We start from the raw sequence: 26,420 nt of genomic DNA, 5'->3' as shown, positions 1-26,420 counted from the left end.
CCTAACTAGCTTAAATTAAAAATATAGCTAAAATTTAGCAAATGAGCGCTTTTTTACTTTAAATACATATTCAAACTTATTTTACAGTTTTTCCATTATGTTTTAGCCAACCATCAGGATGCTTTTTACGAGGATCATGATGCGTCCAATGGATAACTCCACCCTTCGCTGAATATTCATATTCGCCAAAAAACTCAACTCGATCACCTTTATTTAAATTGTGTAAGCGAGAAGCCAAATCAATATTATGCGCAACTAAAATTGTCTGACCATTTTCTAATTCTAAAATAAACTTTTGATGTCTCGAGCCTTCATTATCATCAGGTAGTATTGCAACAACCTTCCCCGCACCTTCAACCTGTATATCACTTAACTTGTTTTTAAAGGCGTGTTCTATAACACGCGTTCCGTTCTGCTGTGCAGAAGAAATCTCTTGCGATGTTTTAGAATTGAATTTGCTCTGCGTGGTAGATGGTTGAACAGCTGCATTTTCTTGCTGAGTATCTAGACCAAAATATGCAGCTACTAGAAGAGCAATGACACCACCTATCGTTAAATTCGTCTTATTTTTCATATTCATTCCTTTAATTTTCTTTATTTTACGCATAAAAAAAGCCCCTAAAGGGACTTTTTTTAATTTTCACCTAAACGGTCAAAATTATTGTGCAGCAGCCGCAGCTTGAGCAGCAGCAACTTCGTCAGCGAAGCTCATTTCTGCTTTCTTCTCAATACCTTCACCTACTTCGAAGCGAACGAATTGAGCAACTGTAGTACCAGTTGCTTTAAGAACATCAGCAACTTTCTTATCGTTGTCGATTACGTACTGTTGACGCTCAAGAACAACTTCGTTCAAGTATTTCTCAACTGAACCAGTTACCATTTTTTCTACGATGTTAGCAGGCTTGCCTGATTCAATCGCTTTAGCTTCAGCAATTTCTTTCTCTTTCGCAATAAGCTCAGCAGAAACACCTTCAGCATTAACAGCAACAGGGTTGAATGCAGCAATATGCATAGCCAAACCTTTACCTGTAGCAGCATCGCCAGCAAATGATACAACAACACCGATTTTTAAACCGTGTTTGTAAACTGCAAGGTTGTCGCCTTCAACGATAGTTGCACGACGAACTTGGATGTTTTCACCGATTTTTTGAACAAGAGCAATACGCGCTTCTTCAACAGTTGAACCATCTTCAAGTTTCAATTCTGCAATTTGAGCAGCATCAGTTGTGTTTGCAGCAAGAGCAGCAGCAGCAACTTTAGCAGAGAAACCTGCAAAGTTTTCGTCTTTAGCAACGAAGTCAGTTTGACAGTTAACTTCTAAAAGAAGTGCTTTGTTACCTTCTTGAGCAATTGTGATTGCACCGTCAGCAGCAATGTTACCAGCTTTTTTAGCTGCTTTTGCTTGACCAGATTTACGTAGGTTGTCAATCGCTAATTCGATGTCACCACCAGCTTCTGTCAAAGCTTTTTTACATTCCATCATTGCAAGACCAGTACGATCACGCAATTCTTTAACCATGCTTGCAGTAATAGCAGTCATGAGAATCTCCTAAATTCGGTAGAAAATGAATTCTTTTTAGAACAGAAACGGCCCAAAGGTATCCAATGGGCCGTCTGCATACATAACGCTTAGTTTGCCACGATCACATGTCGCAAAAATGACAAGCCTGCGTCAAACGCATTAAGCCTCAGAAGCAGGAGCTTCTTGAGTTTTAGCTTGTGCATTTGCTTGTGATTGAGCATATTCTTTACCAGCAAGAATAGCATCAGCCATAGCAGAAGCATAAAGTGTTACTGCACGGATCGCATCATCGTTACCAGGAATAACGTAGTCTACGTTGTCTGGGTTAGAGTTTGTATCAACGATACCGATTACAGGAATACCAAGGTTTTTAGCTTCTTTGATTGCAATTGCTTCGTGATCAACGTCGATTACGAATAATGCATCAGGTAAACCACCCATGTTCTTAACACCGCCAAGACCACGTTCAAGTTTTTCCATTTCACGAGTACGTTCTAAAGCTTCACGTTTAGTAAGCTTAAGGAAAGTACCATCTTCAGATTGAGCTTGAAGGTCTTTTAGACGGTTGATTGACTGACGAAGAGTTTTCCAGTTAGTCAACATACCACCTAACCAACGGTGATCTACATATGGTTGACCAGCGCGTTGAGCTTGTTCACGAATGATCGCAGAAGCTGCACGCTTAGTACCAACGAACAATACTTTGTTCTTTTTGCTAGCTAAGTTGTTAACAAAGTTCAAAGCATCGTTTAACGCAGGAACAGTGTGCTCAAGGTTGATGATGTGAATTTTGTTACGTGCACCAAAGATATATTGGCTCATTTTTGGATTCCAAAAACGAGTTTGGTGACCAAAGTGCGCACCAGCTTGAAGAAGGTCGCGCATTCCTACGTTGTAATCTGCCATTTTCTTTACCTTAAATGTTTGGGTTAGGCCTCCATATACCCGCATTCTCCACCTTTATAAAAGGCACCCAGAGATATGTGTCGATATATGTGCGGATTTTATTGCCCCATCGCACAAAGCCCGTGAAATTAATTCACGAAAAAGCATTTGATAAAATGGGCGGCTATTTATACCATAGTCACATATAAATTTCCAAAAGTTTTTAAAGATCATGAGCAATACTTACGAAGCACCACGTCGTTTAATTAAGTCTGCGGAAGATATCGAAAAGATGCGTGTTGCAGGTCGACTTGCTGCAGAAGTCTTGGATATGATCAAACCGCATATTGTTCCAGGTGTTACTACACTTGAACTTGATACGATTTGTCATGACTACATTGTCAATAAACAAGATGCCATTCCTGCATGTTTAGGCTATGGCGCAGCACCTGGTCGCCCTGCTTTTCAACACGTTATTTGTACTTCTGTAAACCATGTTGTTTGTCATGGCGTTCCGTCGGAAAATAAAGTTTTGAAAAAAGGCGACATATTAAATATTGATGTAACCGTAATTAAAGATGGTTTCCACGGCGATACCAATATGATGTATTTGGTTGGTGGTGAAACTTCAATTTTGGCAAATCGTTTATGTAATGTTGCACAAGAAGCAATGTACCGCGGTATGGCTGTGGTAAAACCTGGCGCTACAATGGGCGATATTGGTCATGCTATTCAAAAATATGTTGAATCTGAACGTTTTAGCGTTGTTCGTGAATACTGTGGTCATGGTATTGGCACAACCTTCCATGATGAACCTCAAGTGCTTCACTACGGTCAACCAAACACAGGAATGATCTTAGAAGAAGGCATGACTTTTACCATTGAACCTATGGTAAATGCAGGCGTTTGGCAAACTAAACTTCTTGGTGATAAATGGACAGTTGTAACGAAAGACCATAAACTTTCTGCTCAATATGAACATACTCTACTTGTAACAAAAACAGGCGTTGAAGTTTTAACAGCTCGTCCTGAAGAAGATTTATCTCGTTTTAATGTTTAATTTTATTTTAAATCTTTATAAATAATTAAGTGGTTGCTTCGGCAGCCATTTTTTATAACTAAATTTTATTGATTATTAAAATATATTTGATCGTTAGTTATGCTTTAATCGAATACTATAACAACGTATAAAAATTTTCGGATGACTCATGTCAGGTACTCAATTTTCTAAACCGCTTATTTACATGCTTATTGGTAGCGCGATTATTCTAGCGTTGTCGTTGGGTGTAAGGCATGCTTTTGGTTTGTATTTAGTTCCTATGAGTCAAGAATTTAGTTGGGGACATAATGTTTTTAGCCTAGCAATTGCTATGCAAAATCTAATTTGGGGTGCGGCTCAACCCTTTACTGGCGCCTTAGCAGATAAATACGGCAGTAAAATTGTCGTAGCTATAGGTGGTTTTCTTTATGCTGTAGGCTTATTGCTTATGGCTGTAAGTTCAACAGGCTTATTACTGAATTTAAGCGCAGGTTTAATTTTAGGTTTAGCGCTTTCTGCAACATCATTTTCTGTTTTACTTTCTGCTGTAGGTCGTGCTGCACCACCCGAAAAACGTAGCTTAGCCATGGGAATTGCAAGTGCCGCAGGCTCATTTGGGCAGTTTATTATGTTGCCATCGACCCTATTACTTTTACAAAGTGTCGGGTGGTCTGCTGCATTGGTTGTAAGTGCAATTTTAATTGCATTTATTGTTCCTTTGGCATTTATGCTTAAAGCGCCTACATATCAAAATCCTAATGCTCAAGCATCTACAAAACCATCTCTAAGTTTTAAACAAATTCTAGTGATTGCTAAAAATCATAAACCCTTTGGGTTCTTAGCTTTGGGCTTTTTAGTCTGTGGTTTCCAAGTGGTATTTATTGGTATTCACTTACCGGGATATTTAATTGATCACGGTTTTAGTGCAACCACAGGTACTGTCTTTTTAGCACTGGTTGGGCTATTTAATGTGGTTGGAACATTTAGCGCAGGCTGGCTTGGTGGTAAATACTCAAAACCTATGCTTTTAATGTGGCTTTACGGGCTACGTGGTGTCGCAATTATCGCCTTCTTATTACTCCCTCTAAGCGTATGGACAGTTTACGCATTTGGTATCATTATGGGCTTATTGTGGCTATCTACCGTACCGCTAACCAATGGTATTGTGGCAAATATGTTTGGCGTAAAATACCTATCCATGCTCAGCGGGATTGTATTCTTCACCCATCAAATTGGTTCATTCTTTGGTGGGTGGCTAGGTGGCGTAAACCATGATATGACTGGTAATTACAATATTATTTGGATGTTCTGTATCGCTTTAAGCTTATTAGGCGTACTTGTACATTTTTGGGTGAATGAGGAGAATGTGGTTCATGACTGACTCACTATTTTGGATTAAATCATTTATTTGCTGTGGCATTATTTTTCTCTTTGCCATTGCTATTTTATTGTGGCTTAAAACACCTCAATTATTCGAATACTTTAACCAAGCCTTTTGCCCGCATTAATTCTTATCTTGTGAAAATCTAATACTTTTTTACTATATCTTGATAATTTAATAACTTAGCATTTCTTTTAATTTCATATCTTTAATGAATTTTCATACATTTTAAGCAAGACTTAATCTTGTGAAAAATAAAATGACAGCACTAACACAATTATCTCAAGCAATTAAAGATGCGCCTCGTTGGCATCAAGAAGATCAATTTCAAAATCCAAGCGAAATTAAAATTATCCCCCTTAAAAATGAAGCACTTGGAGCTGAAGTTTGGGGCTTAGATGCACGTAAAGCTCAATCTGGTGAAACCATTTATAAATTAAAACAAGCTTTGGCAGAAAACTTGATTTTAATTTTTAAGAACCAAATTTTAGATGATGCTCAATACTTAGCATTTGCTAGTTATTTTGGTCCTATTTTCCGCCCCACCGCAGATAACCCTGTACTAGGTTATCAAGCAGAAACAGGTACACCGCCTGATGTTGTTCTAGTTTCAAATGGCGTCGATCAAGGTGATTACACAGGTCATTCTGAACTTTCACCACATGCAGACCACCAATGGACGCCACAGCCTTCTTTTAGTTCATTACTATATGCCATTCAACTTCCACACGATGGTGGTCAAACTACGTGGTACAACACCATTAAAGCTTATGATGCTTTAGATGATGAAACCAAACGGCAGATCGATAAACTACAGCTCATTACCTATAATCCTTTTGTTCGAGCGCAAACTAACAAGGGTTGGAATAGCAATAAAACAGAAATGCCGTTATACCGTTTTAAAGATCAGCCTATTATTGGTCATGCTTACGCACATCCACTTGTACGCACCCATCCTGAAACTGGTCTTAAAGCTCTATGGTTAAATACACGTACAGAGGTTGAACTGGTCAATTATGATGACCAAAATGGAAGTCAGTTCATTGCTCAATTACGTGAACATATTTTGAAACCAGAGTTTCAATATGAACATAATTGGCAAGTTGGAGATATTGTGTTTTGGGACAACCAAGTCACTTTACATTCTAGAAAAGCATTTCCATCTGAGCAAAAACGCTTACTTAAACGTATTAGCTTAGCGGGTGGGCGTCCTTATTAAACAAATATTTAGCATAAGAAAAGGGAGTTTTCGACTCCCTTTTTAGTTTCTATTTTTATTTAATATTATCTAAATTTTTAAACCTTTCAATTAAGAAGTTCAGCAATTCTCGAACCGCTGGCAACATACCTTGCCGAGATGCATATGCTACATGAATTACACCTTCAGGAAGTTTCCATTCAGAGCACAACTCAATTAACTGACCCGATTTAAGCTCTTCTTTTACAAATATTTTAGGTAAAGAGGCGACACCCATACTTGCCAAAACAGCAGTTTTCATTGCAGAAAAACTATCGGTTTTTAAACGCGGTTGAAATGCAATTTGCTCTATTTTATCTTCTGAGACATGCCTAAAATCCCAATAATGTTTTGGTCTGTTAAAACCAATACTTGGAAGTTTAGCTAAGTCTTCTAAATTTTGTGGAATATCATTTTGTTTGAATAGTTCAGCAGATGCGACAAGCACATGCTCCCATGCATCTAAACCACGAACCACTAAATCACTATCTTCTAAAGGTAAATGGCGAACACGAATCGCCAAATCAATTCCTTGTTCAATAATATCAATTCGCTCATTAGTCGCTATCAATTTCACATGAACATCTAAGTGTTGTTGCATAAACTCCACAACTAACTTGCCAATTGGAAATTCCACCAATGCAACAGGACATGAAATATTTACTGTTCCACAAAGTTCATCTTGCAAAGTGCTATGAATAAAATTTTCAGCATCATTTACATTTTCTAGAATTTTCAAGCAATGTTCATAAAACTGCTGTCCTATTTCAGTTACAGCAAACTTACGTGTATTACGCTGAATTAAACGTACAGACAAACGCTCCTCTAACCCACTTATGTGCCTAGAAAGCTTTGATTTTGTAATAGATAAAGCTTCACTTGCTTTACTAAAGCCTTGGTATTTCACTACCTGAACAAAATAATAATAGTCGTTTAGATTTTGCATAATTGTTGCATATTTAGAATTATCTGTTGAGTTAATCGCTCTGTCATTCTTGAACTATACCGCAATAATAGAAGCATAACGATATAAAAATTGAGGTATTAACATGAATACAATTGAACGCGTATATAGCAGTAACAGAAGTACATGGGTTGGCGATGGCTTCCCTACAAACTCTATGCTCCCTATGCATGAAATAGACAATGAAAAAAGCCCATTTTTAGTTATGGGATACACAGGCGCCTATGAGTTTTCACCTACAAATCATCAACGTGGTATTGGTATGCACCCTCACCGCGGTTTTGAAACCGTAACTATTGTGTATGACGGTGAAGTCGAACATTTCGACTCCAAAGGAAATAAAGGTCAAATTGGTAAAAATGAAGTGCAATGGATGACTGCGGGTAAAGGTATTTTACATGCAGAACATCATTCAAAAGCATTTGCTAAAACTGGTGGCACACTCGACATGGTTCAACTTTGGGTAAACCTACCAAGTTCCGCAAAAAATGACCGAGCCACGTTATCAAGAGTTAACTGAAGGAAATATTTCTGAAGTACAACTTGCAAATAATAGTGGCGTGGTGCGTGTTATTGCAGGTGAATATATTCAAGACGACCAAAGTCATGCAGGCCCTGCATTAACATTCAGTCCAATGAATGTTTGGGATGTTCGCTTGAATGCAAATAGAGAACAAAGCTTTAATTTAAATCCTAATTGGAGCACTAAATTTTTTGTATTAAGTGGTGATATTTCTATAGATGAAAAAACTTACGGTGCCATGCAAACGCTATATGTAAGTACAGATGTATCATCTGTAAAAATTAACACTTTATCCAATGCTAAATTACTAATTTTAAGCGGCGAGCTATTGAATGAACCTGTATTTGCACATGGACCATTTGTGATGAATACCGAGGAAGAAATTCGTCAAGCCTTTGCTGATTTTCGAAATGGTGATTTTTAAACGAAATAAAAAAAACCGCATATAATATGCGGTTTTTTTTATTCATCACTTATTTATTTTAGAATAAACGATTCATACCATTTAATGTTGCTACACGATATGCTTCCGCCATCGTTGGATAGTTAAATGTTGTTTCCACGAAATATTTAATCGTATTGTTTGGGCTATTCATCACAGCCTGACCAATGTGAATAATTTCCGCAGCATTATTACCAAAGCAGTGAACACCTAAAATTTCTAAAGTGTCGCGATGGAATAAGATTTTCAACTCACCCACTGTATCACCCGTAATTTGCGCACGCGCTAAATAACGGAAAGATGCTTGACCCACTTCATACGGAATTTTTTCTTCGGTAAGCTGTTGTTCAGTTTTACCAATAGAAGAAATTTCAGGAATAGTATAAATACCTGTAGGAATTGAAGTTACAGGTTTAAGACCTTCTTCACCGCTCATGTTACCGCCCGCGTTACGACCTTGGTCATACGCAGCAGAAGCAAGAGATGGCCAACCAATCACGTCACCCGCAGCATAAATGTTTTCAACTTCTGTTTGATATTTATCATTAACAGCAAGTTGACCACGGCTATTTGGTGTTAAGCCTACATTTTCTAAACCTAAGCCATCTGTATTACCAGAACGACCGTTACACCATAAAATAGCATCCGCTTTAATTTTCTTACCACTTTGTAAATACATCACAACATGATCATCATGTGTTTCTAAATGATCAATTTGTTCGTTATGACGAATCAACACGCCTTGTTCACGTAAGTGATAAGACAACGCATCAGAAATTTCATCATCTAAATAGCTAAGAAGTTTAGGCTGAGTATTAATCAAATCTACTTTATGATCTAAACCAATGAAAATAGATGCATATTCACAACCAATTACACCTGCGCCATAAATAATGATTTTTTGAATTGAGAAATCAAGATCAAGAATCTTGTCCGAATCAAAAACACGAGGATGGTTAAAATCTAAAACTGCAGGACGATATGGACGCGAACCTGTTGCAATCACAAGCTGTTGGAAAACGATTGTTTCTGTAATGCCTTCTGGGCTAAATACGAGCACTGTATTTTTATCTTGCACATACGCACGACCATGATAAATATCAATTTTATTACGATCATAAAAACGTGAGTGCGTATCAACTTGTTGTTGAATCACTTTATGTGCATTACGTAAAACTTGTTTCATGGTGAATTGTTTCCAATCACCTACTTTTTGAAACATTGGATCACGTTGATAACGAATGACACTAGAAACCGTCTGACGTAAAGCTTTACTTGGAATTGTACCTACGTGAGTACAGTTACCGCCAAGTTGCTCGCGCATATCAATAATTGCAACACGCTTGCCAGATTTAGCAAGCTTCATTGCAGCGCCTTCACCCGCAGGGCCCGAACCGAGAACTACTGCATCGTATTTAACGAAATTCCCACTAACGACCTCTTTCTTACGTGGCATTCAACGCTCCTTAATCAAATTTATCTTTAAATCATATCTATATTATGACTGATATTATTTCAATTTGGTGTATTTAGCACGCATATATTATGTGATAACAACATTTATTAAATGAATATTGTTTTCCCCCTATTTAAGATCAACTTCGCTATAATGGGAAAGATAAATTTTTGAATATTTCCCCCCTATTAAAACAGTGGAAAAGTTGCATATGTCTGAAAACCGTAAACCAGAACAGGGCGTAAAACTTCGTGGCGCAGAAAAAGTCGCTCGTATACCTGTAAAAGTTATTCCTACGGTTGAAACACCACGAAAGCCAGATTGGATTCGTGTAAAAATGGCTGCGCCTGAAGAAGTCCAACGTATTAAAACAACTTTACGCGCACAAAAACTTCATACCGTTTGTGAAGAAGCTGCTTGTCCAAACTTACCAGAATGTTTTGGTGGCGGTACTGCAACCTTTATGATTATGGGTGACATCTGTACCCGTCGTTGCCCATTCTGTGATGTTGCACATGGTCGTCCAAATGCATTAGATGCAGATGAACCACGTCATATGGCAGAAACAATTGCAAACCTTGGTTTAAAATACGCTGTAATTACATCTGTAGACCGTGACGATTTACTCGATGGCGGTGCTCAGCACTTTGTAGATTGTATTAAAGAAGCGCGTGCATTAAGCCCTAAAACATTATTAGAAATTTTAGTACCTGACTTCCGTGGTCGTATGGATATTGCTCTACGCATTATGACGGAATGCCCACCTGATGTTTTCAACCATAATATCGAAACTGTGCCTCGCCTTTATAAAGCAATGCGTCCAGGTTCAGACTACCAACACTCTTTAAATTTATTAAAAATGTTTAAAGAATATTGCCCAGATGTTCCAACAAAATGCGGCTTAATGGTGGGTATTGGTGAAACTGAAGAAGAAGTACTTTCTCTTTTAGATGATTTACATGCACACGGCGTTGACTACGTAACAATTGGTCAATACTTACAACCATCTAAAGAACATGCACCAATTGATCGCTTTGTAACACCAGAGGAATTTGAGCGTTATACAGCACACGGGCAAAAACTTGGTTTCCGTAACATTTGGGCAGCACCAATGGTTCGCTCTAGTTACTTTGCAGACCGTCAATATTATGGCGAACCTGTACCAAATGTACGTCGTAAAGCAGATCCTGCTAAAAAAATTGCAATTCAAACTATTGAAGCTTAAAAAATCATAACTAAAAAGCCCTCACCTTGAGTAATGCCAGTCAGTTAAGCAAAAAAAGTTAAAATGCTGTAAAAAGAGCGTATGTAAATACGCTCTTTTTTTATGAATTTATCTCAGAATCTAGATTTAACATTAAAACAAACCCTACCTTCACTTTCACAATTCAGTGAATTGATTGATTTAAACTGGATTGAAGATTGCTTAAACCAAACAGGTAAAGCATCAATTCGAAAAAGAAAACTGCCTGCTGAACATGTTGTTTGGCTGGTGATCGGACTTGCTCTATTTCGAAATCAGCCGATTTGGTATGTGGTTCAACAATTGCAACTTGTTTTCGGTACGGCAGAATACTGTGTACCGAGTGCATCCGTACAAGCAAGACAGCGCTTAGGATTAGAACCCATGAGTGCTTTATTTTCGACATTAAGTCAGGCATGGTTTAAAGACTCACAACAACAATATAGCAACTTTCACGGTCTATGCGTTTGTGCTGTAGATGGTGTGGTTTGGTCTATGCCTCATACAGAAGAAAACTTTAAGCACTTTGGTTCATCCAAAGGCAAAACAGCAGCTGCCCCTTACCCACAAGTCAGAGCGACTTGCCTAGTGAATACCAATACACATGAAATGATTGATGCCCAAATTGGCAGTATGGATCAAGGTGAATTAACCTTAGCCAGTCAATTAAAAGCACCAGTTCGCAGTATTACCCTATTTGATCGTGCTTACTTCTCTGCTGATTTTTTAGTGAGTTGGCAATCTCAGGCAGAAGAGAGTCATTGGTTGATGCGAGCAAAGGACAACCTGCGTTATGAAGTGATTCATCATAATGCGGCCCATGACTTTCAGATCAAAATGCCTGTTTCAGCAAGAGCAAAAAAGATAAATCCGTCATTGGGTGACTATTGGGAAGCACGTTTAATTGAAGTTGAATATGCAGGGAAAATAAGATGTTACATTACATCATTAACAGATTCTAAAGTTTATCCATTCAAAGACCTTGCAATGCTTTATATCCAGCGTTGGGAAATAGAAATGTGTTATCGGGAAATTAAAAGTGATTTACAGGATGCAAGGATTTTAAGAAGCAAACAACCTGATTTGGTCTATCAAGAATTGTGGGGGGTATTTATTGCATATAATATCTTAAGAAGACAGATGAGGTTTATCGCTGAACATGCAAAGGTGAGTCCTTTAAGGATCAGTTTCCATATTGCATCCATGAGTATTATCAATATCTTAAGGCACACACCTTTAGAATCAGCAGGAAACCTACCCAAACATTTAGCGCAATTATTTGAACAATCTAAAATATTTGTATTACCTGAAAAAAGGCAAAGGCAATGTCCGCGAGTAGTGAAAATTAAAGCACAAAAATATCCAAGAAAATGCCAGTCAATTTCTTAACTGACTGGCATTACTCACCTTGAGGGCTTTTTTTTGAATAAAAAAAACCTCACTGAACTAAAGGGAGATATTCACGAGGTATTGAAGAGTAATATGGATACAAAAATCTAAAGTTAAATCTGTATCTAATATTCCTATAAAATAATGAATATTTCTTACAGATTTATGTCTTTTGAATTGTCAGAATATAGGCATATACATTAAAAAAAATTAATTCCAATGTATGTTAAAACTATAATAAAACTCTTTAACTTCAAATCGAATTGAATAGCCTAACTGATTCAAATCTGAAGATAAGCGATGAATTTCACTCAACGCCAAGTGCTTAGGTAGCACCGTGAAAACTGCTGTATTACCTTGCTTTGCATTTTCTTCAATTAACTGTGCTAAGCGTTTTTTATAAATAGACATATCATAGCTAACACTTTGTGCAAATAATTTCGCTTTTTCAGCATTTATAAAACTTATCATCTGTTTTCATCATCTTAAATTTATACTTTGAATTTTATTTTTTGTATATATTTCAAACAAGTTTAACTCTGTAATACGGTGTTATGCTTTTTTTAATAATGTAATTTTAAAATTTATAGCTTGTTAGAACATTCACTTAAAACATTAGATACAAGTACTTTAAAAGATTGAAATACAGAAAATATTTTAAATATTACTTATTAAAAAACAATTTAAATTAAAAATATTTTTCACCAATCACCAGAAACACTAATATACATAACTCTTATACAGATATGCCTAACACTTACATCCCCTCATATTTTGTACAAAATAAAATAAGAACTTCAGCTATTTACCAACTAATTCATTCTTTTAATTAAAAAAATGATCAACCCGATTCCAAGTTTAAATAATAATTGTTATCATTAGCATTACAAACCATAACATTCACTATCTGACATTTAAATTATGACCAGCTCTCAAATAGATGCCATATCTGCAACACCTGTTGCAAGGAAATCGTTAGTCAAAACTAAAGAAAATCAATCTACTCTTTTATATCGCTTAATGATTTTATATCGTTTTATTGTCGCATTATTAGGGGGTTACGTTCTCTCTTCCCTCTCTGCAATACTAATTGCAGAAGCTTTTTCTGAAGACCGTGGTAGTGCTGCTATGAGTGCAACTATTGTTGCTTTTCTTATTTGGACTGCTGCATTTATTTGGGTATTCATGGTCAATAAAACATTAAAGGCTAGTTTAGGGATTATTTTACCCAGTCTTATTTTGTTTGTTATTTACAAATTATTAGGGAATTAAAATGCGTGTAGATGGCAAACAAGAAGGACCTCGCCAATCGATGTCTTGGCTCCACACGTGGGCAAGTCTTATTTTAGGTTGGTTACTTTACGCAATATTTGTGACAGGCACGCTTAGTTTTTTCCAAAATGAAATTACAGTATGGATGAAACCTGAACTTCATCAATCTGTGCCTCAAGCGACACAAGTACAACAAACCCAAGTTGCGTTAAACTATTTACAAAAGAACCACCCTGATGCTGCAGCTTGGAATATTCAGCTTCCAAATTCACGTCAAAATACAACACTTATAACTGTTCGAAAACAAGGTGAAGATCCACGCGCAAGACGTGGCGGTACACGCATTACCATTGATAGTGCAACGGGACAAATTTTAGAAGCGCGTGAAACACGTGGCGGTAATTTCTTATATCGTTTTCACTTTGAACTTTACGGTATGCCACGTACGTGGTCACGTTGGATTGTTGGCATTGCAACGTTACTAATGTTTGTTGCCATTATTAGCGGTGTGATTACACATAAAAAAATCTTTAAAGATTTCTTCACTTTTCGTTCAGGCAAAGGTCAACGTTCTTGGCTAGATGCACATAACGCAACTGCTGTACTCGCACTTCCCTTCCACATTATGATTACTTTTAGTGGATTGTTATTGCTACTTTTTACCATTATGCCTTGGGGTGTAGAGCGCGTTTATGAAGGTCGGGGAGAGTTTCTACAAGATCAAAACAGAGCTTTAGTTCAAGAAAATAAAGAGTCTAAGCCTTCTGATGCTGCGTCAAACAGAAACAAACAAGTAAATGCAGAACGGACTCAAGATACTGAGCGTGGCGAAAAACGTCGTGGACGAGAGAAAAAAGAAGCTCAACCTGCAGAGCTAACAAATGTTGCCCCAATTTTAGCTTATGCTCAACAAGAGTGGAAAGTCAATCCTATCGGAACACTCAGCATTATTGCGCCAAATACTAATCAAGCAAAAATTGAACTGCGTACCTTACATGGAGAAAGCGTTACATACCGTAATGTTTATGCAAGCTTACAGTTTGATGGTGTTACAGGTAAAAATATAACCGATGATTCTAGTAGCTTAAAAAATCCTAATATCCCAATGGGTATTTACAATGTTTTCACAACTTTACATGAAGCTCGTGGTGTAGATATTGCGCTTCGTTGGTTGCTGTTTTTATCTGGCATTGTAGGCACAGTTATGGTCGCTACAGGTTTAATTCTGTGGTGTGTTAAACGTGCGCCTCAACAGCAAAAACAAGGTTATAAATCTTTTGGTTATCGCTTAGTTGAAGTGACAAATATTGCAGCCATTATTGGTTTACCTATTGCATGTGCTGCTTATTTCTATGCTAATCGCTTTATTCCTGCAGATATGGACATGCGTTTAAACTGGGAAATCCGTACATTTTTTGTGGTTTGGTTACTCACTTTAATTTATCCAATTTTCCGTAGTTCACGTCAAGCATGGTTAGAACTTTTAGCGTTAGCAACTGTACTTTTCGCTTTACTTCCTATTCTAAACTTCATGACAGGCGGACAAGCACTTTGGAATAGCATTGCTTATGGACAATGGGTTATTGCAAGCTTTGACTTAGCCATGTGGGTACTTACGATTGTTTTTGCATTTTCATATTACAAAGTGAAAAAACATCCAACTCTTCCTGCTAAAAAAGCGAAGAAACAGGAGATTTCAGCATGACCTTTTTCTTCTGTGTTTGGGCAATATCTGCACTTGGATTTTTTGGTTTAGCAAGCTCAATAGCAAAACATCAAAAGCAATATTTCAATAAAGAACTCAACGTTAATCAAAGCCGATTAGCAACTCTTTTAGGTTGGTGTGGATTAATCATCAGCCTTGGTATTTGTTTATCTTTAGGCAAACCAAGTAACAATGTGAGTTATTGGTTTGGTGCTATAACACTATCAGCTTTATTTGTGGGTTTATGTACAAGCTATTACGCACAATATTTTAAGAAAATTGTTTTAGCTTTGACTTCAATCTTTATTATTACAGCTTTGCTTATTGTGTTTTAAACATCGGTTAAAGCTTTTTTAAAATTTCAGCTATACTATTTAAGCTAATCTTCGGATTGGCTTTTTTATTGATATTTTAGATGTCTTACTTTGTATATTTTAGTTTTGTTGTGGAATTTTTATGCCTAAACGTATTGTTGTCCCTGCTGCTCTTACAAATCTCGCTTTGGCAAATAATGCAAAAGCACAATTTGAACTTGCCGAATTGTATATGCAAAGCGAGCATGAAGATGACATCATTCTTGCAGAAGAATGGGCGCTTAAAGCTGCAGAAAATGGTCATGTAGAAGCAATGTATTGGCTTGGTGAAGGCTATACTGTTTATGCTAAAGATATGGCAGAAGAAGATGCCGAAGAATCAAAAGCACATTTTGAACTTGGCTACTATTGGTTAAGCAAAGCGAATATGCAAAAACACCCTGCTGCAACATTAGAATTAGCAGGATATTTCCGTCGTGGCGATGTTATTGAAAAAGATGTCGAAAAATCTGTAAAACTTGTTACACAAGCGGCTGAACTTGGTGAAGTTCAAGCTATGCGAGATTTAGCATTTATTTATGAAAATGCTCTAGGTGTAGATGCAGATGAAGAAAAAGCAGAATATTGGCACGAAAAAGCACAAGCAGCCGAAGAATAATTTTCGATTAAAAAAGCCCAATTAATCTTGGGCTTTTTACTATCTTATTTTAGTAATTTACTTTAAATATGATTTGCATCCACAATAATAACTTGTCTACAAATGCCATCTACTTTACGTTGCTCTTCAAATACTTCTTTAGACATTACATCAAAACTATCAAAGAAACATATTTCAGATTCATTGATATCGTACACAAGTGAATGATTTCCCAAACCTTCCAAAGTGTCGTAATACACAATGACAAATTTATTTTGTTCAAATGCTTTTTGAATGTCCGAATATTCAATTGCAGCTAAAACAGGTAAATTAAGTTCTTTTGCTTGAACATAACTCAATTTTTCTTGTTCCTGCATGTCAGGATCTTCTTCAGTATAAAACTGAACATTAAAGCCAAATTTCTTTAAGCCAACAGCTAAACCTATTGTTGTAGATCCATATTCAGCATCATGCCCACAAACACCTATAAGTTGTTGAATTTCAGCATCTATACCTAAATGTTGTAGTAACATCCAGACTGCGTAAATTCCGCCATTCGCTTCAAGATTTGCCAAATCTTCAGGTATTTCTAATGACATATCTTCCCCTCAAAAACCAGAAATCATACAGCTAAGTTCGATGTACCGCACTTAATATCTATAACGCAAACCCAATGAAAGCAATGAATCTCTATTGTCGCCTTTATCTGCTTGAACATTTTTAAGACTGTAACTTGCCACAGCAGAAATTTTTTTTGTTAAATCTGCACTTAATGCACTACGTGAACGTAGTATTTGTGAATCTTTCCCTAATTCAAATGAAATGTCCTGATTAAATTTTATATCTGGAGAAATTTTATAGGTATAAAATCCTGCCAACATTCCTGTTCCCTCATGCGTTGCTTTTTCATCTTCTGAATCTTTCATACGGCTATATCTGTAGCCACCACCCATTTCTAAAGACAAACTCACATCATCACTTTTTAAAACATCAATTCCCCATCCCATTGATGTTGTAATTTGATGATCAAAAATACTGGTTAAATCTTTTTCTGCCGTAATCTTTCCAAAACGATAAACAATATTTTCCCCTCTATGCAAAATTTTCCCTGAAACATAATAACGTTCTATATTTTGATCAGAACTATTTCCAGGTGTACTTACAACATCTGCAATAAACTCTTACCCCCAATCTCCTGATTTTTTTTGAAATAAGATATGAGCGGTTAAATTGTCTTGCTTTGAACTGCCATTTTTAGAGCTACTATTATTTACTAAGTAGCCTAAATCTGTTTCCAATCGAAAATTTTTGTCTACTTTAATTGCACCAGGATCTGTTCTTTTGGGTTCTAAAACGCCTGCATAAGCACTATGCATAACAAAAATACTTCCAACTAAAATCAATATTTTTTGCATGTGATCATGCCTGCATTTAATAAAAACGCGCAAAAATATCACAGCTTCATAGCAAGATTTGAATAAACTCACTTAAATCTACAAATGTGTAATCAATCACAATGTAGCCTTACAAACCTTCACTAAATTTTTAGCCACATTTATTCACTGTTCCACTAAAAAGCAGACTTTATTGTTACTTTTTGATCTGCTATTTGTGAATCTAAGATTGGAACTCGATCACTTTCCAAGTACAATAGTGCCCTAGTCGAGGGGTGCTGCGACTTTTTTACAAGCTGTTTTTTTAAATAGTCCTGTAAAATCGCTAGGCTCGACGATTCGGTGACTCTTTCTGACTCATCAACAACGGCATCCGCGAACATAATGATCATTTATTTTTTTCTATAAGGAGATCGTAATGAGCGCGGTTAATGCATCATTTACGGATTACAAAGTTGCCGACATTACTTTAGCTGACTACGGTCGTAAAGAAATCAAACTTGCTGAAGCAGAAATGCCAGCGTTAATGGGTTTACGTAAGCGTTATGCTGCGGCTAAACCACTTGCAGGCGCGAAAATTCTCGGCTGTATCCACATGACTATTCAAACTGCTGTTTTAATTGAAACATTAGTTGAATTAGGCGCAGAAGTTCGTTGGACATCTTGTAACATCTTCTCTACTCAAGACCACGCTGCTGCTGCTATTGCTGCTGCGGGTATTCCAGTTTTTGCTTGGAAAGGCGAAACTGAAGAAGAATACATGTGGTGTTTAGAACAACAAATTAATGTAAATGGCACGCCTTGGGATGCCAACATGATTCTTGATGACGGTGGTGATTTAACACTGCTTGTTCATGAAAAATACCCAGAAGTGATTGCAAAAATTCACGGTGTAACTGAAGAAACAACTACAGGTGTTCAACGTCTGTATGAAATGTTACGTGATGGCACTTTAAAAGTTCCTGCAATCAACGTAAACGATTCTGTGACTAAATCTAAAAACGACAACAAATATGGTTGCCGTCACTCTCTAAACGATGCAATCAAACGTGGTACAGATATGTTGTTATCTGGTCGTCGTGCGCTTGTAATTGGTTACGGTGACGTTGGTAAAGGTTCTGCACAATCTCTTCGTCAAGAAGGCATGATTGTACGTGTAACTGAAGTTGACCCAATCTGTGCTATGCAAGCATGCATGGATGGTTACGAAGTTGTTTCTCCATACAAAAATGGCGTTCAAACTGGTAAGAAAGAAGATGTAAATCTTGATCTTCTTCAAAATACTGACCTAATCGTAACAACTACGGGTAACTACCACGTTTGCGATTCAGCAATGCTTGATTCATTAAAAGCGGGCGCTGTTGTTTGTAACATCGGTCACTTCGACACTGAAATCGACACAAATTACTTACGTGGTTACAAGTGGGTTGAAGTTAAGCCACAAGTTCACCAAGTTTACCGTTCAGAAGATGAAAACAACTACCTAATCCTTCTTTCTGAAGGTCGTTTAGTTAACCTTGGTAATGCAACTGGTCACCCATCACGTATTATGGATGGTTCTTTTGCTAACCAAGTATTGGGTCAAATGCATTTATTCGCTGAGAAATTTGCTGATCTTCCTGAATCTGAAAAAGCTGCAAAAATTCGTGTAGAACTTATTCCTAAGAAATTAGACGAAGAAGTTGCTGCTGCAATGGTTGTTGGTTTTGGTGGTGTTCTGACTCAATTGACTCAAGAACAAGCAGACTACTTAGGTGTAGCTGTTGAAGGTCCATTCAAAGCTGAAGCTTATAAATACTAATTTTTTGTTTTACCCTCATCCTAACCTTCTCCCATAGGGAGAAGGGACTAAGTTTTAATTAAAAATGAAGTTTCCTCTCCTCTTAGGAGAGGGTTAAGGAGAGGGCTAAAATTAATACAAGTATTTATAAAAGGATTTGAAAAATGACTAAGCGCGTTCCTATTTCATTTGAATTTTTCCCATCTAAAACAGATGCAGGTGCGGAAAAGTTACGTACAGTTCATAAAGAGCTTCAGTTACTTAATCCTGAATTTTTCTCTGTAACATATGGTGCAGGCGGTTCTACACGCGAACGTACTTTATCTACATTGAATGATTTTAATGGTAAAGGTACACCTGTTGCACCTCACCTTTCTTGTATTGGTGATGACAAAGCTCGAATTACAGAATTATTAGATATCTATAAATCACAAGGTATCGATCGTATTGTGGCACTTCGTGGGGATTTGCCATCTGGTCAAGTGGGTTTAGGTGAATTACCTTACGCACAAGATCTTGTTCGCTTTATTCGTGAACATTCTGGGGATTACTTCAACATTGAAGTTGCAGCATATCCTGAAATGCACCCTCAAGCAGAAAGCTTCGATGCAGACATTAAACGTTTCTGTGAAAAAGCAAATGCGGGCGCAAATGCAGCAATTACACAATTCTTCTTTAATCCAGATGCGTATTTCTACTTTGTAGAACGCATTCAAAAAGAAGGCGTAAATATTCCTGTTGCTCCTGGCATTATGCCAATTACCAATGCAAGCAATTTAATTCGCTTTGCAGATGGTACAGGCGCAGAAATTCCACGTTGGATTCGTAAGCAACTCGCTGCTTATGGCGATGATGCAGAAAGTATTAAAGCATTTGGTCACGAAGTAAACTTAAAGCTTTGTGAACGCCTGATTGAAGGTGGTGCACCTAGCCTACACTTCTATACAATGAACCAAACAGAACCAAACCGTCAGCTTGTTCTAGACTTAGGTTTAGCATAAAGCTATCACCCATTTGAGAGAGATTAAATGCCTCGTTTTTTTATTGAAGCAGAACTAAATGTAGAAACAACTGTTGAACTTACTGAAACAGTTTTTCATCATTGGGTAAAAGTCTTACGTGCTCAAGTGGGTGAAACCGCCACTTTATTCAATGGGCAAGGTGGTGAATATGAAGTCGAACTTACCGAAGTTGCAAAAAAATCTGCTTCAGTATTTATAAAAAGCTTTAATGCAGATAATAGAACACCCAAATTTACAACATTGCTTGGTCAAGTGATGAGTAAAGGTGACCGCATGGATTATGCCATTCAAAAAGCGGTTGAATTAGGGGTATCAGAAATTCAATTACTCACATCTGAACGTTGTGAAATGCGTTTAAAGTACGATCGTGACCAGAAAAAATTGGATCATTGGCAAGGTGTTGCAATTGCGGCATGTGAACAATGTGGTTTAAATATTGTGCCCAAAATTCTTGCCCCTTTAAGTTTGGAAAAATGGTTAGATTCGGATCTTCCTACGACTAAACTTGTTTTAGCACCAAACAAAGATGAAGTGAATGTCTTAAAAGATGCAACTCGAGATATCGCTTTACTTATTGGCCCTGAAGGGGGCTTAAGTGAAGCTGAAATTTCACTATGTAATAATAAAGGTTTTATTAATTGGTGTATTGGTGAACGTGTTTTACGTACAGAGACAGCACCTATTGTGGCTTTATCAATTTTAAACTTTAATTTAATCTAGAATTCCGACTAAAAACTTTACTTAATGATTGATTTTTCATGTTTTTCAAACTAATCTCTTGCTGTTGATTAAAATAATATTTATCAATACAACATAGGGATTTATGCTACTGAAATTAGTAGCTTTTAGGTTTATTTCATGGCGGAAATACAAGATCAATCATTTGATCAATACCTTTATACGGCTCAAATATCCGATACCATTCATGTATTTAGATATTTTTTAATCAGTGTTTTTGCAATTTGTTTATTTATTCATTTTATTTACACATTTTTTTATAACACTTCATTTTACTTAAATATTTGGCTAATTTTTACCGAAACATTTATTGGCCTTAACCTTCTTTTATTATTCCAATATTTTAGACCTGGACAATACAGTCTCAAAATTGCAAATTATTGGATTCATTTTGTTTGTTTAACTTTAGGAGTTGCAATAGCTTTAGGTATTTCCCTTCTGTATTCGCATCTCCCCCATATCACACCCGAATTTAATACTTTTGAAGCTATTGCTTTAGTTACACTTCTTATTATCGCCTGCTTATTAATTGCTATTACCTTTTTAACACAGCGTTTTCGATATTTTTTGCTTTTCTTTTTCCCAGTTATAACACCTTTCACCATTTTTGAATCTTCATTTATATTAAATAATTACCTGCTATTTTTCTTTACCACAAATTTCACGCTGATTTTATTAGTCATTTGCGCTTATGTTTCTACACACTGGCAACGACATTTATCGAAGTTCAATTTCAAAAATACACAACTTGTAAATGATGCAGAATCACAAGTTGAAATGACCAAACAACTCAATGAGCAACTTAATATTGAAATGAAAAAATCACAAGATACCAGTCAAGAACTTCACAATTACTCTCAAACACTTGAAGAAAAAATCAAAGAACGAACTGTCGACTTAGAAAATATCCATCTTGATCTTAAAAATAAACAAACAAATCTTGTACTTGCACATGAAATAGCGGGTTTAATTCCTTGGGATTGGAATATTAAAGATAGAAAAATAACACTTACCGATAAATTAAACAGAACACATCTTAAAAACTCAGATTTACATCGTGCAAAGTTACTCAGTCTAATTCACCCAGATGATTCAGAACATTTTAAAACAGAAATGCGACTTCACCTGCGTGGACTTACAGAACGCTTTGAAGCAACTTATCGTGTAAAACAATATGATGATAAATGGTATTGGGTACATGATATTGGTAGCGTAATTTTACGTGACCCTCGTTCCAAACGTCCTTTACATATGGTTGGAATTCGCCGTGACATTCACCAAGAACGCCAAGATCAAGAGCGTCTTAAACTTACAGCAAGTGTGCTTCAACAAGCTGCTGAAGGAATTATAATTTTAGATGAAGATTTTAAATATATTGAAATTAATCCCTTCTTTGAACAAATAACAGGGTTTAAACGAGAACAAATTATTGGCAAACATATTTTTGATATTACTGAAAATTATAAAGCTCGACAGCGAAGCAATCACAATCAAATCATTACACAAATTATGCAAAATGGCATTTATGATGGTGATGTAACCGAGAAATTCCTCTCTGGAAAAAAAACAGCAATTCGCTTTCATATTAATGCGGTTAAAGATGAACAAAACAGAACCATTAACTACATTGGTATTATTTCAGATTTAACAGAACAAAAATTACAAGAACAACGATTATCTTATTTAGAAAATTACGATAAATTAACCGATTTACCAAATCGCCTTTATTATCACGATCAACTCCATCAGTATTTAATGAGTCAAAAAGACTCTATTCAACAACTTGCTATTATTCGTTTAAACATCGACAGATTCCGTCCAATTAATGAATATTTAAGCAATCGTGGCGGTGATGAGTTATTACGTCAGTTTTCACAGCGTCTAAGACTTGTTACATCAGAAGCATTTATTGTTGCACATTTAAATAGCGATAACTTTGCGATTGTTTATGAAGTTTCACATATACGCCCTTCTATAAATGAACACTGCGAACGCATTACCAAAGCACTTCACACACCTTTTAATTTAGATGATCAAGAACAGTTTATTACTGTTTCTATGGGAGTTTCATTTTATCCAGAACACGGTCGCCAAATTGATTATTTAAATAACTGCGCGGAATTAGCTCTATTCGAAGCAAAAAGATTAGGCGGAAATACTGTTAAGATTTACTCAAATGAAATGAGTAGAGTCGTAGATGAAAGTAATCAACTCGAACGTGAACTTAGACATGCTATTCATAATGATGAATTAATTGTTCATTATCAGCCAAAGGTATATTTCGAAAACCACAAAATTCAGGGCTTTGAAGTACTTGTAAGATGGCAACATCCTACCAAAGGTCTTATTCCACCAAATATCTTTATTCCAATTGCAGAACAAACAAGCTTAATTTCTGAAATTGGGCAAATTGTAATTGATAAAACGGCCCAACAAATTCAAATTTGGAAAAGTATGGGTTATGAAGATATTCGTGTATCGTTTAATGTTGCTGCACAACAATTACATCGTGGAAACTTATTAAACACGATTGATACAGCGATCAATAAATATCATATTTCTGGGCAAAACTTAGAACTCGAATTAACAGAGTCAACCTTGCTCGAAAACTCTCATGCTATGAAAAAAACCCTCGAAGAAATTAGCAAACGTGATATTCAGATTTCACTTGATGACTTTGGCACAGGATATTCATCATTATCTTATTTAACCGATTTCCCAATTGATATTCTAAAAATTGACAAAAGCTTTGTGTCTAAAATTGGACAACCTAAACAAGAAGCAATTATTAGTGCAATTGTCACGATGGGACAAGCAATGGGTATGACAATTGTTGCGGAAGGAATCGAAACAGCTGAACAACTTAATTTCTTAAACAATTTAAATTGTCACCTTGCTCAAGGCTACTTATTTTCTAAGCCTTTAACAGAAACTGATGCAACAAAATTTTTAAAAATGAATAGCGCATAAATTGAGTAACCAACCCTATACAAACACACACAATCAAGGACTTAAGAATGCACGAAATTTGAGCTTCTTTGGCTGTCCGAAAAGATCAACTAGTGGTATATTCCTAAGGGACATAATATATCCGCTAGATGTACTAGCAATAATGTAACAAAAGAGATAAAGATGGACGATCAATCATTAAAGCAGCAAGCTTTGTATTACCACGAATTTCCTACACCAGGAAAAATCAGTGTTACACCAAGTAAACAACTCATTAACCAGCATGATTTAGCACTCGCTTATTCGCCTGGTGTTGCTGCACCTTGCTTAGAAATTGAGAAAGATCCATCAAAAGCAGCTTTGTATACAGCTCGCGGAAACCTTGTAGCCGTTGTAACGAACGGTACAGCAGTTTTAGGTCTAGGGAATATAGGGCCCTTAGCATCTAAACCTGTAATGGAAGGTAAAGGTGTTCTTTTCAAAAAATTCGCAGGTGTAGATGTTTTTGACATCGAAATTGCTGAAAATGATCCAGATAAAATTGTAGATATTGTTGCTGCATTAGAACCAACTTTTGGTGGTATTAACCTTGAAGATATCAAGGCACCAGAATGTTTCTACATCGAGCAAAAACTACGTGAACGCATGAATATTCCTGTGTTCCATGATGACCAACACGGTACATCTATTATTGTAGGTTCAGCATTATTAAATGCGCTTCAACTGAACGGCAAAAAAATTGATGAAATCAAAATTGTTGCTTCAGGTGCAGGTGCTGCTGCCCTTTCTTGCTTAAACTTACTTTGTGCACTTGGCGCGAAAAAAGAAAACATCATTGTTGCCGATTCTCGTGGTCTATTAACGACTCAACGTCAAGGTCTTGATGAATCTAAAAAAGCATATGTACAAGATATTCAAGCGACTGAACTTGCTGATGTAATGGCTGGTGCAGATATGTTCTTAGGTCTTTCTGCTGCCGGTATCTTAACGCAAGATATGGTTAAGCAAATGGCAAAAGATCCAATCATCTTCGCTTTAGCAAACCCAGATCCTGAAATTTTACCTGAACATGCACATGAAGTACGTGATGACGTAATTATGGCAACAGGTCGTTCGGACTATCCAAACCAAGTAAACAATGCACTTTGTTTCCCATATATTTTCCGTGGTGCTTTAGATGTTGGCGCAACGACAATTAATGAAGAAATGAAAATTGCATGTGTACATGCAATTGCACGTATGGCACATGTTGAAGCAGATGCTGCATCTTATGGTGAAAAATCTGCATCATTTGGTCGTGAATACTTAATTCCACGCCCACTTGATCAACGCTTAATTCTTGAAATTGCGCCTGCAATTGCACAAGCAGCAATGGATTCTGGTGTAGCAACTCGTCCTATCGAAGATTTTGCGCACTATCGTCAACGTTTGTCTGAGTTTGTTTATAACTCTGCATTCATGATGAAACCTATTTTTGCTCAAGCAAAAACAGATCCTAAGCGTATTGCTTATGCTGAAGGTGAAGATTTACGCGTTCTTCGTGCAGTTCAAATTGCGGTAGATGAAGGCTTAGCTAAACCTATCTTGGTTGGTCGTACTGCGGTAATTGAAGCAAATATTAAGAAATTAGGCTTACGTCTTGAACACGGTGTGAACATCACAATTGTTGATCAAGAAAAGAATGAAAATTACGAAAAATTTGCCGATGATTACTACACAATCATGCAACGCAAAGGTGTAACACCTGAGTATGCACAGCGTGAAGCTCGTCGTCGTTCTACACTTATTGCTGCAATGCTTGTGAAACACGGCTTAGCTGACGGTATGTTATGTGGGACGTATTCTAGTTACGACATTCATTTAGACTTCGTTCGTAATATCATTGGCTTAAAAGAAGGTCGTAATAACTTCTTTACGCTAAATGCATTAATGCTTGAAGATCGCAACTTATTTATTGCAGATACTTACGTAAATACTAATCCAACTGCTGAACAACTTGCTGAAATGACAATTTTAGCGGCTGAAGAAGTACGTCGTTTTGGTATTACACCACGTATTGCACTTCTTTCGCATTCTAGCTTTGGTTCAGATCAAACTGACCCTAGCGCACAAAAAATGCGTAAAGTGTTTGAAATTTTAAGTGAAATTGCACCAGAACTTAAAGTTGAAGGTGAAATGCACGGTGATGCAGCACTTGATGAAAATATTCGTCAATTTGCATTCCCGAACTCAAGCTTCAAAGGTTCTGCAAACTTACTGATTATGCCAAACCTTGATGCTGCGAACATTTCATTCAACTTGTTGAAATCGACTTCTGGCAACAACGTAACAATTGGTCCTATTCTTTTAGGTGCTGCAAAACCAGCTCATATTTTAACACCAACAGCGACAACTCGTCGTGTTGTGAATATGACAGCGTTAACTGTTGCTGAAATTCAAGAAAACGAAAAAGAAGCGCTATAATCGGGCTGTAAAGACCGCTTTTTAGACTTGAGAAAACCTCTATTCTGTTGCATGATGGCTTCAAG

26 protein-coding genes are annotated in these 26,420 nt (G+C 36.7%); 17 read left to right on the top strand and 9 right to left on the bottom strand.

All coding sequences use genetic code 11. The features are described 5' to 3' along the window. Positions 1–76: 76 nt before the first annotated feature. The 3 genes from MZO21_RS04575 to rpsB form a co-directional block, all read right to left on the bottom strand. Positions 77–574: a DUF3465 domain-containing protein gene (locus MZO21_RS04575; protein WP_154772463.1), complete on the bottom strand. Its 498-nt coding sequence runs from the start codon at positions 572–574 to the stop codon at positions 77–79. Between the two features lie 84 nt (positions 575–658). Continuing rightward, positions 659–1,540: a translation elongation factor Ts gene (tsf, locus tag MZO21_RS04570; RefSeq protein ID WP_154772464.1), complete on the bottom strand. Its 882-nt coding sequence runs from the start codon at positions 1,538–1,540 to the stop codon at positions 659–661. A 141-nt stretch (positions 1,541–1,681) separates the two neighbouring features. Then, positions 1,682–2,428 carry a 30S ribosomal protein S2 gene (gene rpsB, locus MZO21_RS04565; RefSeq protein WP_154772465.1) on the bottom strand — a complete coding sequence of 249 codons (747 nt, stop codon included), beginning with the start codon at positions 2,426–2,428 and terminating at the stop codon, positions 1,682–1,684. A 211-nt stretch (positions 2,429–2,639) separates the two neighbouring features. On the opposite strand from rpsB, the gene map reads away from it, so the two are divergent. The 4 genes from map to MZO21_RS04550 all read left to right on the top strand — a co-directional run bounded on the left by map (position 2,640) and on the right by MZO21_RS04550 (position 6,046). Beyond that, the gene (map, locus tag MZO21_RS04560) at positions 2,640–3,467 is read left to right on the top strand and encodes a type I methionyl aminopeptidase (RefSeq protein ID WP_154772466.1); all 828 of its coding nucleotides are present in this window, start codon (positions 2,640–2,642) and stop codon (positions 3,465–3,467) included. A 148-nt stretch (positions 3,468–3,615) separates the two neighbouring features. Continuing rightward, complete coding sequence (locus MZO21_RS04555) at positions 3,616–4,827, top strand: MFS transporter (protein WP_248103759.1); 1,212 nt, start codon at positions 3,616–3,618, stop codon at positions 4,825–4,827. Continuing rightward, positions 4,820–4,954: a hypothetical protein gene (locus MZO21_RS15085; RefSeq protein WP_282441569.1), complete on the top strand. Its 135-nt coding sequence runs from the start codon at positions 4,820–4,822 to the stop codon at positions 4,952–4,954. Before MZO21_RS04555 ends, MZO21_RS15085 begins: the two co-directional genes overlap by 8 nt. A gap of 132 nt (positions 4,955–5,086) precedes the next feature. Beyond that, positions 5,087–6,046, top strand: a complete 960-nt coding sequence (locus MZO21_RS04550) for a TauD/TfdA dioxygenase family protein (RefSeq protein ID WP_248103756.1) — start codon at positions 5,087–5,089, stop codon at positions 6,044–6,046. A 55-nt stretch (positions 6,047–6,101) separates the two neighbouring features. Here the strand turns inward: MZO21_RS04550 and MZO21_RS04545 are convergent, their stop codons facing one another. Further along, a complete protein-coding gene (locus tag MZO21_RS04545; protein WP_154772469.1) occupies positions 6,102–7,010 on the bottom strand; it encodes a LysR substrate-binding domain-containing protein in 909 nt (302 codons plus the stop codon). Positions 7,011–7,113: 103 nt separating this feature from the next. Here MZO21_RS04545 and MZO21_RS04540 point away from each other — a divergent pair, with 103 nt between their 5' ends. Next, positions 7,114–7,548: a pirin family protein gene (locus MZO21_RS04540; protein ID WP_248103753.1), complete on the top strand. Its 435-nt coding sequence runs from the start codon at positions 7,114–7,116 to the stop codon at positions 7,546–7,548. Then, positions 7,517–7,975: a pirin family protein gene (locus tag MZO21_RS04535; protein WP_248103750.1), complete on the top strand. Its 459-nt coding sequence runs from the start codon at positions 7,517–7,519 to the stop codon at positions 7,973–7,975. Before MZO21_RS04540 ends, MZO21_RS04535 begins: the two co-directional genes overlap by 32 nt. Positions 7,976–8,033: 58 nt before the next feature. On the opposite strand, the gene sthA is transcribed toward MZO21_RS04535, so the two are convergent. Continuing rightward, positions 8,034–9,449 (bottom strand): Si-specific NAD(P)(+) transhydrogenase, encoded by a 1,416-nt coding sequence (gene sthA, locus MZO21_RS04530; RefSeq protein WP_154772472.1) that lies wholly within the window; start codon positions 9,447–9,449, stop codon positions 8,034–8,036. Positions 9,450–9,660: 211 nt separating this feature from the next. Between sthA and lipA the strand changes: the two genes are divergently transcribed. Both lipA and MZO21_RS04520 read left to right on the top strand, forming a co-directional pair. Continuing rightward, entirely contained in the window at positions 9,661–10,674 is a 1,014-nt protein-coding gene (gene lipA / locus MZO21_RS04525) for a lipoyl synthase (RefSeq protein WP_248103747.1), read from the top strand. A 102-nt stretch (positions 10,675–10,776) separates the two neighbouring features. Next, a complete protein-coding gene (locus MZO21_RS04520) occupies positions 10,777–12,081 on the top strand; it encodes an IS4 family transposase (protein ID WP_248104251.1) in 1,305 nt (434 codons plus the stop codon). A gap of 210 nt (positions 12,082–12,291) precedes the next feature. Here the strand turns inward: MZO21_RS04520 and MZO21_RS04515 are convergent, their stop codons facing one another. Then, positions 12,292–12,552, bottom strand: a complete 261-nt coding sequence (locus tag MZO21_RS04515; protein ID WP_248103445.1) for a hypothetical protein — start codon at positions 12,550–12,552, stop codon at positions 12,292–12,294. Positions 12,553–13,002: 450 nt separating this feature from the next. Here MZO21_RS04515 and MZO21_RS04510 point away from each other — a divergent pair, with 450 nt between their 5' ends. From MZO21_RS04510 to MZO21_RS04495, 4 genes are all read left to right on the top strand, one after another. Then, positions 13,003–13,353: a hypothetical protein gene (locus MZO21_RS04510; RefSeq protein ID WP_282441561.1), complete on the top strand. Its 351-nt coding sequence runs from the start codon at positions 13,003–13,005 to the stop codon at positions 13,351–13,353. 1 nt (position 13,354) lies between these two features. Next, a complete protein-coding gene (locus MZO21_RS04505; protein ID WP_248103446.1) occupies positions 13,355–15,058 on the top strand; it encodes a PepSY-associated TM helix domain-containing protein in 1,704 nt (567 codons plus the stop codon). Then, the gene (locus tag MZO21_RS04500; protein WP_248103448.1) at positions 15,055–15,393 is read left to right on the top strand and encodes a DUF3325 domain-containing protein; all 339 of its coding nucleotides are present in this window, start codon (positions 15,055–15,057) and stop codon (positions 15,391–15,393) included. The genes MZO21_RS04505 and MZO21_RS04500 overlap by 4 nt, the downstream gene beginning before the upstream one ends. 121 nt (positions 15,394–15,514) lie before the next feature. Then, positions 15,515–16,030: a tetratricopeptide repeat protein gene (locus MZO21_RS04495; protein ID WP_154773483.1), complete on the top strand. Its 516-nt coding sequence runs from the start codon at positions 15,515–15,517 to the stop codon at positions 16,028–16,030. Between the two features lie 62 nt (positions 16,031–16,092). Here MZO21_RS04495 and MZO21_RS04490 read toward each other — a convergent pair whose 3' ends face one another. From MZO21_RS04490 to MZO21_RS04480, 3 genes are read right to left on the bottom strand one after another with little or no spacing between them, the layout of a single operon-like run. Next, positions 16,093–16,608 carry a cysteine peptidase family C39 domain-containing protein gene (locus MZO21_RS04490; protein WP_154773484.1) on the bottom strand — a complete coding sequence of 172 codons (516 nt, stop codon included), beginning with the start codon at positions 16,606–16,608 and terminating at the stop codon, positions 16,093–16,095. 51 nt (positions 16,609–16,659) lie between these two features. After that, positions 16,660–17,139, bottom strand: coding sequence for a DUF481 domain-containing protein (locus tag MZO21_RS04485; protein ID WP_321100074.1), 480 nt, complete (start codon positions 17,137–17,139; stop codon positions 16,660–16,662). A gap of 51 nt (positions 17,140–17,190) precedes the next feature. Next, the gene (locus MZO21_RS04480; RefSeq protein ID WP_248103451.1) at positions 17,191–17,424 is read right to left on the bottom strand and encodes a hypothetical protein; all 234 of its coding nucleotides are present in this window, start codon (positions 17,422–17,424) and stop codon (positions 17,191–17,193) included. A gap of 397 nt (positions 17,425–17,821) precedes the next feature. Between MZO21_RS04480 and ahcY the strand changes: the two genes are divergently transcribed. From ahcY to MZO21_RS04450, 5 genes are all read left to right on the top strand, one after another. Then, positions 17,822–19,204, top strand: a complete 1,383-nt coding sequence (gene ahcY / locus MZO21_RS04475; protein WP_154773487.1) for an adenosylhomocysteinase — start codon at positions 17,822–17,824, stop codon at positions 19,202–19,204. 143 nt (positions 19,205–19,347) lie between these two features. Then, complete coding sequence (metF, locus tag MZO21_RS04470; protein WP_154773488.1) at positions 19,348–20,184, top strand: methylenetetrahydrofolate reductase [NAD(P)H]; 837 nt, start codon at positions 19,348–19,350, stop codon at positions 20,182–20,184. 27 nt (positions 20,185–20,211) lie between these two features. Continuing rightward, entirely contained in the window at positions 20,212–20,925 is a 714-nt protein-coding gene (locus MZO21_RS04465; protein WP_154773489.1) for a 16S rRNA (uracil(1498)-N(3))-methyltransferase, read from the top strand. 138 nt (positions 20,926–21,063) lie between these two features. Next, the gene (locus tag MZO21_RS04455) at positions 21,064–23,913 is read left to right on the top strand and encodes an EAL domain-containing protein (protein ID WP_432612607.1); all 2,850 of its coding nucleotides are present in this window, start codon (positions 21,064–21,066) and stop codon (positions 23,911–23,913) included. Positions 23,914–24,075: 162 nt separating this feature from the next. Then, positions 24,076–26,355 (top strand): NADP-dependent malic enzyme, encoded by a 2,280-nt coding sequence (locus tag MZO21_RS04450; RefSeq protein ID WP_154773491.1) that lies wholly within the window; start codon positions 24,076–24,078, stop codon positions 26,353–26,355. The last annotated feature ends 65 nt before the right edge of the window (positions 26,356–26,420 follow it).

Source organism: Acinetobacter portensis, assembly GCF_023158935.1.
Taxonomy (GTDB): Bacteria; Pseudomonadota; Gammaproteobacteria; order Pseudomonadales; family Moraxellaceae; genus Acinetobacter; species Acinetobacter faecalis.
This window is presented reverse-complemented; position numbering and strand designations above follow the sequence as displayed.